General features: G+C 44.2%; 11 protein-coding genes. 2 read left to right on the top strand and 9 right to left on the bottom strand.

The window, feature by feature from the left end:
• Positions 1 to 22: 22 nt before the first annotated feature.
• Both NH399_RS15370 and NH399_RS15365 read right to left on the bottom strand, forming a co-directional pair.
• Positions 23 to 2,428 (bottom strand): zinc-dependent metalloprotease, encoded by a 2,406-nt coding sequence (locus NH399_RS15370; protein WP_253041593.1) that lies wholly within the window; start codon positions 2,426 to 2,428, stop codon positions 23 to 25.
• Between the two features lie 40 nt (positions 2,429 to 2,468).
• The gene (locus NH399_RS15365; protein ID WP_253041591.1) at positions 2,469 to 5,012 is read right to left on the bottom strand and encodes a M14 family metallopeptidase; all 2,544 of its coding nucleotides are present in this window, start codon (positions 5,010 to 5,012) and stop codon (positions 2,469 to 2,471) included.
• 266 nt (positions 5,013 to 5,278) lie between these two features.
• Here NH399_RS15365 and nfuA point away from each other — a divergent pair, with 266 nt between their 5' ends.
• Positions 5,279 to 5,857 (top strand): Fe-S biogenesis protein NfuA, encoded by a 579-nt coding sequence (gene nfuA / locus NH399_RS15360; protein WP_253041589.1) that lies wholly within the window; start codon positions 5,279 to 5,281, stop codon positions 5,855 to 5,857.
• A 60-nt stretch (positions 5,858 to 5,917) separates the two neighbouring features.
• Here nfuA and NH399_RS15355 read toward each other — a convergent pair whose 3' ends face one another.
• The 3 genes from NH399_RS15355 to NH399_RS15345 are packed head-to-tail and all read right to left on the bottom strand — an operon-like array spanning position 5,918 to position 8,832.
• Entirely contained in the window at positions 5,918 to 6,805 is an 888-nt protein-coding gene (locus NH399_RS15355) for a TIGR01777 family oxidoreductase (protein WP_253041587.1), read from the bottom strand.
• Positions 6,806 to 6,855: 50 nt separating this feature from the next.
• Positions 6,856 to 7,134 (bottom strand): hypothetical protein, encoded by a 279-nt coding sequence (locus tag NH399_RS15350; RefSeq protein WP_253041585.1) that lies wholly within the window; start codon positions 7,132 to 7,134, stop codon positions 6,856 to 6,858.
• Positions 7,135 to 7,149: 15 nt separating this feature from the next.
• Positions 7,150 to 8,832, bottom strand: coding sequence for an HDOD domain-containing protein (locus NH399_RS15345; protein WP_253041583.1), 1,683 nt, complete (start codon positions 8,830 to 8,832; stop codon positions 7,150 to 7,152).
• A 78-nt stretch (positions 8,833 to 8,910) separates the two neighbouring features.
• Here NH399_RS15345 and NH399_RS15340 point away from each other — a divergent pair, with 78 nt between their 5' ends.
• Positions 8,911 to 9,549, top strand: a complete 639-nt coding sequence (locus NH399_RS15340) for a class I SAM-dependent methyltransferase (protein ID WP_253041581.1) — start codon at positions 8,911 to 8,913, stop codon at positions 9,547 to 9,549.
• A gap of 105 nt (positions 9,550 to 9,654) precedes the next feature.
• On the opposite strand, the gene NH399_RS15335 is transcribed toward NH399_RS15340, so the two are convergent.
• The 4 genes from NH399_RS15335 to glnE form a co-directional block, all read right to left on the bottom strand.
• Positions 9,655 to 12,828: an efflux RND transporter permease subunit gene (locus NH399_RS15335; RefSeq protein WP_253041579.1), complete on the bottom strand. Its 3,174-nt coding sequence runs from the start codon at positions 12,826 to 12,828 to the stop codon at positions 9,655 to 9,657.
• 15 nt (positions 12,829 to 12,843) lie between these two features.
• Positions 12,844 to 14,082 carry an efflux RND transporter periplasmic adaptor subunit gene (locus tag NH399_RS15330; RefSeq protein WP_253041577.1) on the bottom strand — a complete coding sequence of 413 codons (1,239 nt, stop codon included), beginning with the start codon at positions 14,080 to 14,082 and terminating at the stop codon, positions 12,844 to 12,846.
• A 307-nt stretch (positions 14,083 to 14,389) separates the two neighbouring features.
• Positions 14,390 to 14,584 (bottom strand): zinc-finger domain-containing protein, encoded by a 195-nt coding sequence (locus tag NH399_RS15325; RefSeq protein ID WP_253041575.1) that lies wholly within the window; start codon positions 14,582 to 14,584, stop codon positions 14,390 to 14,392.
• 68 nt (positions 14,585 to 14,652) lie between these two features.
• On the bottom strand, positions 14,653 to 17,490 hold the full coding sequence (gene glnE, locus NH399_RS15320; protein ID WP_253041573.1) for a bifunctional [glutamate--ammonia ligase]-adenylyl-L-tyrosine phosphorylase/[glutamate--ammonia-ligase] adenylyltransferase: 2,838 nt from the start codon (positions 17,488 to 17,490) through the stop codon (positions 14,653 to 14,655).
• Positions 17,491 to 17,500: the final 10 nt, after the last annotated feature.

Below are 17,500 nucleotides of genomic sequence, written 5' to 3'. Positions count from 1 at the left end.
TCTCAGCCTCTAAAATAAGCACCTAGTTACCAATAGGCGATCCTGGAGGCAGCGGGCGCGCTTTCATTGGATAAGGTATTTCTGCATGTTGAGTGTCCAACATGGATTGTAACACCAGATAATATCCAAGCATTTCATCGCTGGAACGAGCGCGATCAATTTTGCGCTTTAACCACTTTCGATTTTGAAACACTTCTTTTGTCGCAGCCGACGAAACTTCAATAGGCGCTTGATTATTTTGAATCAATGCCAACAGATGCGTCAGATAACGAACAGCAATACGCATCTGGATCTGCTGCTGAGGCTCATCAGCGGCTTTACTTTTAATCAGCTGTGAAGAAAGTTGATTAAGCAACACACTTAGCGACGGATACTCGTCGTTTCTAGCATGTTGCTGACTCAAACGCGAAAGGCGCTTGGCATTTAATAATAAACTTAAAGTATGCTCTGCACTGGCTTCTGCTGCTGATAAAGGATCAAATAACAATCCTGTCGCTCCTTTGAAGCTTTCGCGAGTTTTCTCGTAGCCATAAGCTTTTGGGGGAATTAAATCAATCAATGACGATGGTAGTAACAAAACGTCAGGCTGCAAAGTTTTTAACAGAGCTTCAATAGCGGCTGCCTGCTGTTTGGCCTCAACAGGATGCTGAATAAATGTATCTTGGCCCTTTACTGCATATTGATAATGATGGCCCGCTACCTGTTTAACAGCGGCTTCAACTTGATAACGGTGCAAGTTATAAATAGGCACCAACACCTCTTCAATCTGTGAGAAAGGCGTACCATCAGGAATAACATTTTGATTAAATTGACTAAGAGCTAATTGCCGTACTGTCATAAGGCGTTCAAGTTCTTGAACCGGATCACGACCGTTATCCCACAAATGAGCCTCGGCATGCAAGCCACCTTGAGGGCGGGCATCAGGATCACTGATAAAATGCAGTTGCTTAGTTTCAGCTTCCTTAATGATCGCCAGTAACGCTTGCTCTTCATCGGTACCCGAAGCAAACTCGCTATAACCATACTTCACAACCAGCTTATCCCATTCTCCCATTCCAGTCGCATAAGCATTCGTTAACTGAATCGCATCGTCTTTTATTTCATACAACGGATGCGGATAATCCATCACCGACTGTCGCCCATCGGCACTGGCAGCAAAGTTATGAGCAATACCTAATGTGTGCCCAACTTCATGGGCTGAGAGTTGTTTAATGCGATTCAAAGCCATTTGCAACTGTTGCGACTGGGCAGGATTAGACTCGGCAAAAGGTGCCGTTAACCCTTGAGCAATCAACAAGTCCTGACGCACTCGTAAAGATCCTAAGGTGACATGACCTTTAATAATTTCGCCACTACGAGGATCAGCAATCGACGCGCCATAAGACCACCCACGGGTAGCACGATGTACCCATTGAATCACATTGTAACGAACATCCAGAGGATCAGCGTCTTCTGGCAAAATTTTAACCTGAAACGCATTATCAAATCCGGCGGCTTCAAACGCCTGATTCCACCATAAAGCGCCTTCTACTAATGCACTGCGCACGGGCTCCGGTACACCATTGTCAACGTAATAAACAATGGGTTTAATCGCTTCGCTTTTTGCTTGGTCAGGAAATTTCTTTTCTAGACGATGACGCTGTATCAACTTAACCGTTTGCGACTGGGTTAATGGCGCTGCATAGTTCTTATAATCGTGAGTCCAAAATCCTGAGCGAGGGTGGTAAACACGACGTTGATAATTATCATCTGGCAATCGAATAAACGAGACTCTTTGACGCAAAGAGAATGAATAAGGATCGGGAGCAACCTGTCTAACATATTGGCCAGGATTGTTGCCAGTAAAGGTAAGAATCGATTGTAGCTCTGTATTATCAGGGAACGACTTAAGAACATTGGGATCCAGTGCGGAGCGTCCAGAATCAACAGAGAAACGCCCTTGCTCACGACGACTCAGTTGGCGACTGACACCCGCAAGATCAGACAACAAAAAGGCTGTTACATCGATAAGAGCCTTGTCACCACTCTCTGCAACCAGGTCAAAACCAGCCAGTGTAGATTCAGCGAAAGCTTCCGTTACAGAGCGAACTTCTGACGCATTACTTGAGTCAGCTCGATATTGCATATTTTTTTGTACTAAAAATACTCTGGGACCGACGCGACGAAAGTTCACAATGCGTGGTTCACCCAGTCTCCCTCGATCCAGGCCAATATCGTTGGAACCTAATCCATAAGGCAATCCATTTACATAAATAAAGTCCTGTTCTAGATCAACCAACAGATAAACCTTAGCTTGCTTTTGATGATAATAAACATCAAAAAAGCCTTCTTTTTTTTGCATCCCCTGCGTTGCTTTCTTTAACGATTTAGCATCGACACAAGAAACAGCAAGCAATAGTAACCCCAAATAAATCCAAGCCCGCTTCATAGCATCCTCTTTTATTTTTCTACTTTTCTAAAAACCACAATTAATTCGCTGATGACCAATAACTATCAGAGAAGAACAAGCTGTTAACAAACAAACGGCGACTGCCTTGCCAAAAACCGCGGAAGTTTAAGTTATCAGCAAAAAGCACCACACTACCGCTGCCTTTTCGCAAAGCTACCATACCGACGGTGTCACCAATTCTTTGTTGATTATCTAACGACGCATAACCACTTAACAGAGGCGCTTCTGGATAACGAGCCACTTGTGCAAAAGGCTGTTTATCGACACTGTAAACATCAGTGCCACGTCGAAAAACGGGCAACTGACGGCGCTCAAGTCCAAAGGCCAGTGGGTGGGAAATATCAACATCCCACGAAAAGATAGCTCCGCCGATGATTTTTTCGGCTCTATATTGAGCGCGCTTAGCGTAGTCCATGCGCTCAATGTCTTGCACTTCATCATTTTTCTGCCGTTTGATAGAACTCCAGGACTGTTTTGACAACCAACGCCCCGCCTGTCGACTAGCAATTAAATGTCCACCGCCTTTAACCCACTGGTGGATTTTTTCTGCTTCTTTTTCTTTCCATGTGTAACGTCCAGACACCAAAATCAGATGAGTAAAACGGCTCATATCCATTTTGGGTAATTGTTTTGCTTTAACGCGAACCATGGGTATCTCTAAAGACTGATCCATCAAATGCCAAACTTCACCCGCTTCATAACCGTTAACCCCCTCTCCTACAACCATCAAAGGGCGAGGTAATGTAAGCGGCCTCATTGAAGGGCTGCCCAGGTCAATGCCACTCACAGCCAGACCAGCAATCACTTGATGAGCTTTAATCGATGTATCTTGTAGCAAATCATTAATTTGATTTACCAGCTCCTCTTTACCAAAAGGCTGATGAGACAACATGACAAAAAGAGTACCTGGTTTAAAAGCAACTTCTCCAGAAAGGGTGCGCATCTGACTGGGCTTGGTCGCCACTTTAATTTTGATACCTTTGTCGAGCAATTTATAAGCCACCGTCGCCGCTGCCGAATCCGTCCAATCCAGAGCTACGGCAATCGACTCGTCATTAATTTCTAGGGTCTTCGCCTTAGTCACTTGATGGCCAATTTTGGTGAGCAAACGTTCACTGAAGTCACCACTATCGACAGCACGATAATCCAGATTAAAGGCTAAGGGTAACGTCCAGCTCGATACATCATAAAAAGTGTTATCTTTAAATTTGGTTTGGGTTTCAAACAATGCTCGAATCAATCGGTACTGAGGCTGTTGCGTCGGCACAATATACGCTTTCAGTTTGCTAAACTTGTGGTCATCAATAGTTAGATCACGACCAAGTTGATAAAAACGAATCTGGTGTTTTGCCAGTATGTCGTTAAATGCTTTTAATCGAGTCTCATCACCATCGGCATCATAGACATAAGCTTTAATATCAGACTTTCGAGCTTCCCTTTGTGCTTTTTTATAAAAGTCCTGCTGATATTTCAGCAGTGCCTGTTTTTGCTCCAGAGCGGCATCCAGGGTAGAGAAAGACGTCGACAATTGATTTCTGATAGCAAACGGAAACGTCACATCACCATTAGGAGACTCTTGTCGATGTCCACGAGCACTGGCTTGCTCAAACAAAATCCCTATAGCGCCGTTCACATCAGGATAGGTTGAACCTTTGCCATAATAAAAGTCATCGAAGTTTTCCTGGGTATAATAACTGGAACCTAGCTTATCCAAGGTTTTCGCATGATAGGTTGCAATGGTTTTCGTTAGGTCGATATTTTGCTGGGGTGTAATGGGATTAGTACGCTCAGGCACACCAGGCTGAAAGAAATAAGTCGAATGAGTTCCCATCTCATGAAAATCAGTCAACACCAGAGGCTTCCATTGATGAAACCATTTAAGGCGAGCAGCAGACTCAGGGTGCTGAGCTAACAACCAGTCTCGATTGAGATCAAACCAATAGTGATTGGTGCGACCGCCAGGCCAGACTTCGTTATGCTCAAGATCTCGAGGGTCGGCGACTGTCTGGGTGCTTTTGTGCTGATTCACCCACGAGGCGAATCTTGATAGCCCATCGGGATTGAGCACGGGGTCCATCAGAATCACCATATTATCAAGCAAACGCTCAACTTTTTCGCCTTGCGCCGCTGCCAGATAATAAGCCAGTAATAACGCCGCGTTAGCTCCACTGGCTTCATTACCATGAACGCTATACCCCATCCAGACCACACCCGGGCCTTTGTTATCACGCTTTAGGATATTCTGATGACGAGTTTTGATAGCATCCAGATTCTCAATATTGCTCGCCGAGCTAAAACTGACCAGTAATAAAGGGCGCTGTTCCCAGCTACGGCCCATCTCTTCAACCTGGACCCGCTTTGATGTTGATGCCAGAGCATACATATATTCGGATATTTGCTCTGGTCGCACGTGCCAGTCTCCTACTTGATAACCAAGGACCGACTCAGGGGTCGGCACCTCTGGGTCAAACTGAATCGACTCATCAAAGTAGTAGCTCAACTCTGTTTTCGCTAAAGCGACCACAGAAAACAGCAAACAAAAGGCATGGATAATTAATTTCATAAGGATATTTATTTAACAAAGACTTTTGCCCTCAACATAGAGAACCTTCACCCTATACGCAAGCGATTTTCAGTTTAAATGCATAAGATTCAGGCGTTTGCCATTGAGTCGCGTGTAATAAGAGCCAGCCAAATTGGACCAAAAACAACGCTCAAAAACACTCTATAAGTACCCGCTATGACCAAATATTTAAAGCTTATGTACGCAGCTGGCAGCGAACATGCTAAAATCCGGCCATTGTTTGTAAGATTTACCACCAATCATCCATGATCACCATCACAGAAGAAGCTCAAGCGCACTTTCGCAAGTTATTATCCACTCAAGACGACGACGGCGTTAATATCCGTGTATTCGTTGTTAATCCAGGCACCCCTAATGCAGAGTGTGGTGTTTCTTACTGCCCACAGGATGCGGTAGAAGAAAACGATATGGAGTTTTCATTCGAAGGGTTCTCCACGTTTATCGATGCAGAGTCGGCTCCTTATCTGGAAGACGCTCTCATTGATTACAAAACAGAGCAAATGGGCGGCCAACTAACGTTAAAAGCGCCCAACGCTAAGGTAAAAAAAGTAGCTGATGATGCACCAGTCACTGAACGAATTCAGTACTTTCTAGAAGCAGAAATCAATCCTCAGCTTGCCAACCATGGCGGTCAGGTCTCTTTGGTTGAGTTTACTGAAGACGGCATTGTCGTTTTGCAGTTTGGTGGCGGTTGTCAGGGTTGCGGAATGGTCGATGTGACTTTGAAAGAAGGTATCGAAACAACCTTGAAAGAAAAAGTGCCTGAAGTACAAGGGGTTAGAGATATCACAGAACACACTGAGGGTGAAAACCCTTACTACTAAAGCCAGCTGTTCCTCCATTGAATATCCCAGATATAAGGCATCAGTCATACGACTGCTGCTTTATATCACTTCACGTAGTGCCTTCTCTAAATCTTCGTATTCAAATTCAAACCCAGCCTGCTTAAGACGTTCTGGAATGACACGTTGGCCAGTCAACAACAAATCACTCATCTCTCCTAATGCCGTTTGCAATACAAAGGCTGGCACATGGCAAAATGCAGGACGATTTAATACCTTCGCAAGCGTCTGAGTAAACTCCGTATTGGTTACCGGATGAGGTGCTGTCACATTAAATACTCCCTGACAGGTTGGATGCTCCAATAAAAAAATCATTGTTTTAACCACATCGGAGAGATGCACCCAGCTCATGTACTGCTCGCCATTCCCTAAACGGCCCCCAAGCCCCAACTTAAATGGCAGTAACATCTTTTGTAGAAAACCGCCATCCGCACCAACCACCAGCCCAAACCTCATGCAGCATACTCGGCGACAAAAGGCCTCAGTTAAAAGCGCTTCTTTTTCCCAGTCATTACAAAGCTGATGGGTAAATTCATCTACGGGAGTGGTTTGTTCATCAACAAATCGATGCCCTTGCCGACCATAAAAGCCCACCGCCGATGCAGATAGGAAAACTTCTAGTTCCGCTTTATTAAACTTTAACCAGTTAGCGAGTTCTCGCGTTAGCTGAATACGAGAACCACGTAGCTCCTCAACACGTTTAGCTGACCAACGTTTGTCAGCGATGGGAGCTCCCGCCAGATTGATCACAGCATTAATTTGTGAGGCATCTAATTTGCGATAATCACTAACGCACTTAATTTCGTCAGTAAATAAACGTTGCGCATGCAACAAATCACGAGTCAATACTATGACCTCGTGCTGCTGCTTTAAAATCTCGATCAGCGCACGACCAACAAACCCCGTACCACCAGTAACCAGAACCTGCACTGTGATCTCCTCTCAGTCACAATAGAACCGTAGTCAAAGAGCAACAGCCTCTAACGATTACGCTTGCCAATTAAACGCCATAAAAGAATCCCCAGATATCCAGGGGCCGCAACAATGACACCAGCCACCATCAATACAGCTCCCCCATAAAACACCCACTGACTTTCCCACCCCGCAGCAAGGTACACTATGACAACGCCAACAAAAAAAATCCCCGTGCCAATGAGCATTTGTTTAAAGCGACGTTTCGGTTGAAAAATAAATCTTTGCCACGCTTTTTGATAGCGATTCATGCCTCGACGACCAGAAATAGAGTAAACACACTGCATGTACGATATCACGAACTAGCGACCATGACCGCTAAGGTGTCTCAATGCCGATGCCAAAGCACCAGCAAACTTTTTATAATCGGCCAGTAATATAGGTTCAAAAGCATGTTGAGAATTCACACGATCAGCCATCAAAAAAGAACGCACTCGACCATTGTAACTGATAGAGGTAAAAACAAACTGCTTTAATCGTTCATCTTCCTGAATAAACTTAGGAAGCTGGCTCCAGTACTTAGCATGCTTTTGCTTATCAAACTGCAAAAAGGTTTGCTTTTGCATAAACTTATTAAACAACGGTGACTGATTTAAAACCACCTGAAACCCAGGTATTTTTTCTTGTGCAGAGCTTTGTTTTGACATCAATGACTTGATGCTTTCTTTATCTTTCGACAACCCACAAAAAACAGCACGATCAAACTGCATTTCGTTAAGACAAACCGATAAAGCTTCATCGACCAATTTCTTAATATGCTCAAAGCTACCCGGAGCATCGAGCATTTTATTAGTAAACTTGCGCACCTGAGCCTGTTGCTTAGGCTCATAGAGATGTATGACTTCTTCTTTACTACTGGATGCTGATTGAGTTTTTGGCTTCTTCGGCTTGGGCGCCACTACCGATACCGAACCAGTGGGCTTCTTCTTAGATGCTGGTTGCGATGGCTTCTCGGCAGCTCGTTGCTTTTGTTCTAACTTAGCTTGAGCCTTCTTCTTTGCAGCATCTTTGCTGGGCATGTACAAATGATAGGGAGATGGCGAAAGCTCACAGAACAGCGCCGACACCATACCTTGCTCACCAACATGCACATTCATTCGTTCAGCTTTACGACAACAATCCCATAAAAGCTTTTTGAGTTGATGATCTTTGATGTGGCTGTGAATGGCCAATAAGTCAAACCAGTTCGACCAACTGTTACGCAACCATGGCGAACACATTGCCTGAGCCACTTTGTTAGCAAGCAGCAAGGTCATCTCTGGTGCGGATAAATGCATTCTCAACTCGCGACTGCATTCCTCCAGACGCAAGTCCTGTTCGCGATATAAATGAATCACCTGCATCATCTCGCGGATAACTGGCACTAACGAAAAATCAGCCAGGCGCTGATTCATAGCAGGCAACAAAAGTTGCTCACAAATAGCACTTTGAAACTCGGGGTAGGAAAAATTAAACAGAGACTGAGTTACTTTATCTTGCTGAAAAGGTTTGCGATAAAACATTCGCCGAACCTGCCAACAACGCCGATGTTGCTGCCAATACAATACCCACTCTGCAACACGAGCAAACAAACTCGCCCATGCTAACTCATGAACATTCCCCCCTCGTTCTCGAGTTATCACCTCAGCAATGATCGAAGCCATCATACTCTCTGCGAGTAGCTGATGATATTCTCTTGATGTTCCTTCTTCTAATCGAGTAAGAGATTTAAAAATAGGTTCACAGCCTTGCAGCCCCAATACGCTTAGAGCATGATCGATACCAGCGACTTCTCCTGTGCGCCCCTTACTTTTCTCTGCGGCCTCATGATGAGCATACAAACATAAGACAGGATCATTACCGATGACCTTAGCAATATCTCCTGCGGCACAATCATCGCTTTTTAGTCGCGCTTTCACTCCCTGCACATCATCAATAATGGGCAGCTCTCGTTTTTTTAGTATTTCGAGATATTGAGCAAAGGACTGGCTATCAGCTTCTGGCATAAAAATGACGTGTTATTATGACGAATATGAGTAAAATAATAGTCAAAGACGTCTCTGTTTTCCTAACTAAATACGAATATGAGTTTAAACTGTCCTTTATGCCTCGCAGATCATAGTGCTTTTTTCTGGCAGGATAAGCGGCGAGAGTATTATCAATGCGGTACCTGTCGCCTTGTTTTCGTCCCCTCTCAATTTCATCTGAGTCACCATGACGAAAAAAACGAGTATGATAAACATCAAAATACACCAGAAGATCAAGGCTATAGGAAGTTCTTATCGCGCCTTACTCAGCCCCTAATCAGTAAACTGGCACCCGCAGCTCGGGGCCTCGACTTTGGCTGTGGTCCAGGCCCGACGCTATCGGTCATGCTGGAAGAAGAAGGATTCCACTGTAGTCTCTACGACATCTACTACTTTCCAGATAAAGAAATGCTCAATAAGACCTATCAGTTCATCACCTCAACGGAAGTCGTTGAACATCTATCAAAACCAGGTCAGATTTTTAAGCAACTCTATGACATTCTGGAACCTGGCGGCTGGTTAGGCCTTATGACCAAACGCGTTATTGATAAAGAAGCCTTCGCAAAATGGCACTACAAAAATGACCCTACGCATATCAGCTTTTTTAGTGATGAAACCTTTGAGTGGCTGGCCGAACGATACTCCATGTCTCTTGAGTTTATCGCGTCCGATGTTGTGTTAATGCGAAAACGCTAATACCTAACTGAATACACTAAATCCCTTTTCGTTTTCTAATAAAAAAAGCCAGTCAATAATATTGACTGGCTTTTTAGAGTGAAGCTTTATGCTCTGAATAATGAATTATTCGTTGCTCAGAGCCGGCTTCAATGCTTCTAAAGCTGCCTCTTCTTCCTTTCTCTTCTTCGATTTAAACAATCCCGTAATGTCTTGCAAAATCAAATAGAGCGCAGGGATCAACACTAACGTAATCATGGTCGCAAACATAATGCCGAAGGATAATGAAATCGCCATCGGGATAATGACCTGAGCCTGTAAACTCTGTTCAAACAAGATAGGCAACAGACCAAAGAAGGTGGTGAGTGACGTCAGCATAATCGCGCGGAATCGTTTTACTCCGGCCTCTAATACAGCATCAACCAATTTGACACCAGCACTACGGGCCCGATTAACAAAGTCCACCAATATCAGGCTGTCGTTGACCACCACCCCGGACAGCGCTACCAAACCGAATATCGACATCATACTCAAACTATGGCCCAGTAACATGTGTCCAATAAATGCACCAATCAATCCAAAGGGAATAACGGACATTACAATGAATGGCTGTAGGTATGATTTTAATGGAATTGCGATTAACACATAGATCATCGCAATAGCAACCAAAGCAGCAAGCCCTAACTCAGCAGCAAACTTTTGTTGCTCAGCATTACCACCGCCTAGCTCAGAAGACACACCAGGATACTTAACCAACATCTTAGGCAAGAATTCTTGAGTAATCTCAGTAACAACAGTACGAGTTTCTACTTTCTCAGGATCGATGTCAGCACGTACAGATACCGCACGTTTGCGATCTTCTCGTTGAATAGAAGCAAATCCTTGCCCCATACTAAACTCAGCCACTGCAGAGAAAGGAACCCAATCACCAGCCGGTGTACGAATACGCATATTCTCAAGATTAGCGATTGAACGACGCTCTTCTCTTGGATAACGTACCATCACCTTGATTTCATCTTTGCCACGCTGGATTCGTTGAGCTTCTTCACCATAAAACGCCTGACGAACCTGTCGGCCTAAATCAGCCAAAGACAGCCCAAGAGTCTCTGCTCCAGGTTTTAACTTCAACTTAATCTCTTGACTGCCACTGCTATAGGATGAACGAATATCGTAAACGCCATCATACTCAGCCAGTTTGTTTTGCAGTTCTTTTGAAGCCGCCTCCAGGTTTTCATAGTTACTTCCAACTAAACGGAAGCTTAAGGCTGAGTCACCACCTACACCAGCACCTGACTGCAAACGCAACTCTTTTACACCAGCAACTTCACCAATCTCTTCGCGCCAGGCTTTTTCGAATTCAAAGGTGTTCACATTACGGAACTCGCCTTTGGTTAATTCAACAAACATTCCGCCACCACTGTCGCCATTGGTCCATGACAACATGTGGTCGATGATAGGATTACCATCGTTACGTTCTGCACTCAATCGCTCATCAACAGCTTGTACTGTTTTCTCCAGCCGCTGCACCATAGCATCACGAGAAGAAATAGGAGAGCCGTTATTTAGAGTAAATGAAACCTGAATTCCGTCATTGGCAATAGTCGGGAACATCTCGAACTTTAGATGCCCACTCACCGTCATGACAATACACAGAACAAAGGCGCAAACAAATGACAACAATGTTAAATAACGATGCTGCGCAACCTTACGCAGTAAAGGTTGGTACACATTCTTAGCAAACCTTTCCATGCCTTCACGTATTCCATGTTGTACTTTACCTAAACGAGACGCTTTGGCATCGTCATAAGTTTCATACTTCATGTGTGCTAAATGTGCAGGCAAGATAAGTTTCGATTCCACCAGAGAGAATAGCAAACACAGAATAACCACCACCGATATAGCTTCAAAGAATGGAGCCACAATCGAGTCAAGGGTCAGCATAGGAGCAAAGGCAGCAATGGTTGTTAGAACCCCAAAGGTGGCAGGCATAGCAACACGTTTGGCACCTATAATGACATTCTCTTTAGTATGCCCACTGGCCTTCACTTCGGAGTATATACTTTCTCCTATTATGATAGCGTCATCCACCACTATCCCCAGCACCAGAATAAAACCAAATAAACTTAAGAAGTTAATATTAGTAGCAATGGTACCCAGCTTATCCATAAACAAGAAAGCGCCAAAGAAACAGATAGGAATCCCCACCAGAACCCAAAGGGCTACGCGTACGCGCAAAAACAGAGTTAGCAAAATAAAGACGAGAAGAGCTCCCATCATCATGTTGTCAAACATCATATCTAAGCGTTGCTGTAGATAATAAGAGCCATCACCCCATACTTCTACATTGACTCCTTCGGGCAATGTTTCTCTAGTCTTTGCAACATAATTGCGAACAGCCTCAGCGATTTCTAAATCATTTTGCTCACCGACGGATTTAACTCGAATCACGGAAGATCGCTTACCGTTGTATCGCGCATAACCATCAGACTCAACAAAGCCATCATTAATCTTCGCTACGTCACCTAATAACAAACGAGTACCATCAGGATTTGTACGTAGCACTAACTGGGAGTAATCGATACCCGTATAAGCCTGGCCAACGGTTCTAAGACGAATGTCACCACCATCGGTTTTGATGGTCCCACCAGGAAGATCAAGCGATGATCGTCTTACGGCCGTTGCCACTTCTGACATGGTCAAGCCATAAGACTCTAACTGTGCTTCAGACAGCTCGATAGCAATTTCGTAAGCTCGGTTACCCATCAACTCAGCACTGTTCACCTGGGGTAGCGTCATCACCCCATCACGAATTTCGCGCGCGATGGTTTGTCGGCTGGCACGATCCATATCGCCGAAAATGCTTAACCACATTACATCGGCAGAAAACTCCACTTTATAAATAACAGGCTTCTCAGTTTCTGCAGGAAAAGTCGCAATCGAATCAATCTGAATTTTAATTTCATTTAATGCTGCGTCTAGTTCAGTATCACTGGTCAGCTCAACCATTACCGAACCAGAGCCTTCTGATGCAGTAGAACGAACGCGCTTTATTCCCTTAACATCTTGAATCGCTTCTTCTAACTTAATAATAACGCCCTGCTCAACTTCCTCTGGTGCAGCACCCAAATAAGGCACAATAATATGAACCATATTAGGTTGAATGTCAGGCATCATGCGTTTGGTCATCATCATATAGGAAACTAATCCAGCGAGGATAACGAAAACCATCAACAAGTTGGCCGCAACGGAGTTATAAGTAAACCAGGCGATTAAGCCTTTCTCTTTTTTAATTGGATTCATACTTGGCCCCATGGATTACTTATTAAGCTGTACAGGTGTACTTGGTGCGGCTTTAGCAACGGCTTCTTCAGTTTCTACTTCAGAAACATCACCTTCGCTGCGCACTTTCATACCTTGAACCGGAGATTCCATGGAGGTAAGAACCACACGGTCACCTTCAGACAACCCGGAGTCAACAAATACATAGTTGGCTTCTGCTCGAACAACTTTCAGCTCACGAATGTACAAACGGCTGTCTTTATCACTGACCAACACTTTGTCTAAATCGCGAAATGCATCGCGTGGAATTTTATATAAATTATCTAATTCCACTCCATTAATGTTTGCAGTAACAAAAGTGCCAACTTTCAGTGGGGCTGTATTGCCTTGCGTAGAAAATAAACGATAGGGGTCGTTGATTTGAGCTACGGCATAATGCACGCGACTATTCGAATCGATGACACCTTCCATACGTACGATATCGGCATTCCAGGTCATGTCTTCGCCAGCATAGTTGGCTTGTAGCGTCACAGGAATAGAATGCCCCTCTTCGTTGAGCATTTTCATATCCGGCACATTGATGTAAGCAAGCTCTTGATCCGTTAATGGCAAACGCACCTCAGCGTAATCAATCGCAAAAATAACGCCCAGCTGAGTACCGGTACCTACAAACTGACCAATATCAGAAAGTTTGTTTTTTAGCATGCCGTCATAAGGGGCGCGGATGGTGGTTCTTTCTAGCTTGCGTTGGGCATTTTGTAAATCGGCTTCAGCGGATAGCACATTGGCTTCGGCTTCAGCCAGATAAGGCTTTCTCAATGCAAGAGCGGGCGCTTGAGAACGTTTTCTTCCAGAAAGGTCCCACTCTTTTAACGCTTGTTCTGCGCGGGCTTTTTCTTGTGCGTATTGTGCTTGTTGGCCAGCTAAACGGGCTTTTGCTTGCTTAAGCGCAACTTGATAATCGGTAGGATCAATTTCAAGTAATACTTCGCCTTTTTTAAAGTATCCACCAACCACAAATTTGGGCGATACATTTTGTACCACCCCAGATACTTCTGATACCAGTGTGGTTTCGGTCCGGGGCATTACCACCCCCTGACTTTCGACGTTAAACTGCACCGTATCAGGGGCCAACTCCATCACCTCAACCAGTGGAGTTCTGTCTACAGTTGGCTTTTTTGGCGCTTCCGGCTTGCTTTTCATCATGAACATTACGCCAACAGCCGTTACTGCAATCACGGCAATACCAGCGAAAATAGAATGACTTGTTTTCATATCAACCCCAATACTTTATTTGTGTTCCAACTCAGAAACATAGAAATCCAAAAAAATAACCCTGGCTAAAATCATTTCGTTTAACTTTTATTTACAACCACATATCAACCAGAACAATGCCAGCCAGCTCAACCCCATGAGCACTTCTCTGCGACACTAAACCAGATGTATATTTCAAAATAGCCATAGCGTAGTAGACAGTTATACGCCAAATTTATAAAGACGGGGTTTCTTGATGTTATGAAAATGTTTCTGTTTGTTAATATAAGCTCGAAAAACTCGAAAAATCCTATTCTTTTGGTTTATTTTATGATTTTAACCGATATAGAGTGCCACAATAGGGGCAACTAACCTGCCCTTGGCTTTTAATATCTAAAAAAACTTTTGGGTGCATGTTCCACAGTTCCGTCGCTTCGGTAGGACAGCTCAAAGGTAGTTGCTCAGGCTCAACCCAACATACATTATCGCTTCGATCAACGGCATTTTCTGCTTCTACTGTCATTAACTTGCTCCCATTGCTTAAGTTACCGTCTTCTCTTGCTAATTATAGCCTTAATCACCTGGATATACTCAAGTTTCCAGCCATTGGCTCCATTGTTCTTTTACCCTCTGCTGATGCTGCTTGAGTTGTTTCGCTACAGGATGATCTTTCTCTCCCCAGACTTGAGCCCCGGTTAACAAGTTGAGATTCACTTGTCTGCGATACCAGCGATAGCTCTCATTTAATAACTCAACATCATCTTCCGCCACTGTCTCAAGATGCTCCAATAGTCGAAACAGTTGCGTGGTCCGTGAAGGTATCTCTTCATCTTGAATACAATGCCCGTGTTTTAGTATTAGATACTGAGCAATAAACTCAATATCCACCATTCCACCAGAGCCTTGTTTAATATCAAATGAATCTTCAGTGGACTTATCCAGATTTTGGCGCATCTTAATGCGCATATCAATCACCTGATCACGCAATTGTTGTTCATCACGATTGCGTTGAACCACCAGACGCCGAATCTCATTAAAGCGCTCATTCAATGTGCTGTCATCTCCCACAACACGAGCTCTCAACAAAGCCTGATGTTCCCAGGTCCAGGCAGATTCTTCTTGATAATCATGAAATGCCTCAATATGGCTCACTAACAATCCAGAATTTCCTGACGGGCGTAATCGAGTATCCACTTCGTACAGAACACCCGACATAGTTCGCACACTCAACATGTGAATGATACGTTGTGCTAAACGAGTAAAGAACAAACTGTGCGTAATGGGCTTTTTGCCCAGGGTCTCACTCTCGGGTTCTGCATCGTATAAAAAAACAATATCAAGATCAGAACCAAACCCTAGCTCTTCCCCCCCCAACTTGCCATAGCCGACAACAGCAAATCCACGTAAACAATCCGGGCTGGCGCCATCTATCTGCGGCACACCGTACCGGTGACACAATTGATGCCAGGCTAAACGCATAGTAGCCAATACGACGGCTTCGGCAATGCCACTCAACAATCGACTTAACATTTTGATATCAATGGTGTCGTTCAAAAAAGCGGCTGCCACTCTCAGCTCGTTGGTTTGCTTAAAAATACGCAGCTGTTCTTGCTGTTGTTCTTCGTCATCAGGCTCAACGCGAAGCAATTGTCGATTCAACTCTTCGACCAGTTCTTGTTTGGATAATGGATGATACAAAGAGTTAGGGTACAACAGTTCATCCAACAACATAGGAAACTCAGCCAGACGTTCGCTGATCCAGAAGCTCTGGCTGCACAATCGAACCAGATGCTCTAATACAGGAGGATTCTCTGCTAACAAAACCAAATAGGATGAACGCCGTACAATAGACTTTAATAATCGGAACAGGCGCTGCAACACTTGGCGCGGATTTTCTTGTTGCCCAACAAAGGTTAATAACTGAGGTAAAAAGCGCAGTAAACGCTTGCGAGCCTGATCCGAAAGCGACATTGCTGTAAAGGCTTCTATCTCTTGAGTCAGTAAACGCTGTTCGTCTTCGTTAACAGAACCGAACAGCTGCTGGATGAAATCATCATCCATTATGTCTGGCAAAGACTCTACATCCGGCTCGTTGGATACCGATGCTTCAAACACGGCAGAAAAATGGCGACGAACCGTTTGTTGTTGATAATCCAGATGAATTAAAAAAGCTTCATAGGTTTCGAAAGCTAAGGCAGTCGCCAAACGCAGTTGATCCATTTCTTTATCTGGCAATGTTTGTGTTTGCTGATCATACATGGCCTGAATTAAGTGCTCTGTTCGGCGTAAAAACAAGTAAGCCTGAGATAACTCAGCACCACTGCCTTTAGGCAACAACTGCTCCTGTTCTAGCAAAGGCAGTACACTCAAAAAATGTCGTTCTTGTAATTCGGGAAGTCGTCCACCACGAACCAATTGCAGTGCTTGCGCGATAAACTCGGCCTCACGGATCCCTCCCGCACCTAGCTTGATATTATTTTTAAGCCCCTTACGGCGAACTTCCTGCTCAATCATGGTTTTCATTTCTCGTATCGACTCAAGTACGCCAAAATCGATATAACGACGAAAAACAAAAGGGCGAATCATTTCATAAAACTGACGCTGTTCTTCAGCTCGTCCAGTTAACAGTCGCGCTTTAATTAAAGCAAAACGCTCCCACTCTCGACCTTGTTCCTGATAATAATCTTCTGCCGCATCAAAACTCATCGCCAGAGGACCACCGTCACCATAAGGGCGCAGTCTCATATCAACACGATACACAAACCCATCGCGGGTCACCTCTGCCAACAAAGCAATAAGCTGTTGGCCCAGGCGAATAAAAAATGTTTGATGCGCTAGTTTGCGCTGGCTGTTTTGTGTTTCTCCATCGGTCTGATAGAAGAAAATTAAATCAATATCCGAAGAAAAATTAAGCTCTCGCCCACCAAATTTGCCCATGGCCAGAATCAATAGGTTTTGTCGCTCTCCCTGTCTATTGAAAGGCTCTCCCCACTGCTTACAAAAACCCGGCATCAACCAGTCATAGGCCTGACGAACCAAAAGCTCTGCACAATAAGAAATATCAGCAAAATCTTGCTCGATTTCACTCAACCCCAACACATCTCTAAAGGCTATGTGCGCCATACAGCGACGCCGCCACTGTCTCAGCAATTGCTTGGCCAATACAAGATTGGTCGTGTTATTAAGAGACTCCTCTAACTGTTGCTGAATAGCCTCAAAATCAGGTCGCTCGAGATAACTTTTGTTTTGTAGCCAATCAATAAAATAGGCTTTGTCTTTTAACAGACAGTCACCAAAAAATGGGCTCAAAGCCAAAGCTTGCTTCAACATCTGTTGATGCGGTTCGCTCAGGCGCTTTAGGTCTTCGTCCTGCTCGCTAAAAATGCGTGACCATAAAGAATCAATCTCAGTTGTAAGTATTTTATTCAATGAAAGACTA

Origin of the sequence: Pleionea sp. CnH1-48 (assembly GCF_024124665.1) — a bacterium.
In the GTDB taxonomy this organism is placed as follows: Bacteria; Pseudomonadota; Gammaproteobacteria; order Enterobacterales; family Kangiellaceae; genus JAMXSB01.
The sequence above is the reverse complement of the archived record's forward strand: the minus strand, read 5'-3'. Positions and strand labels throughout refer to the sequence as shown.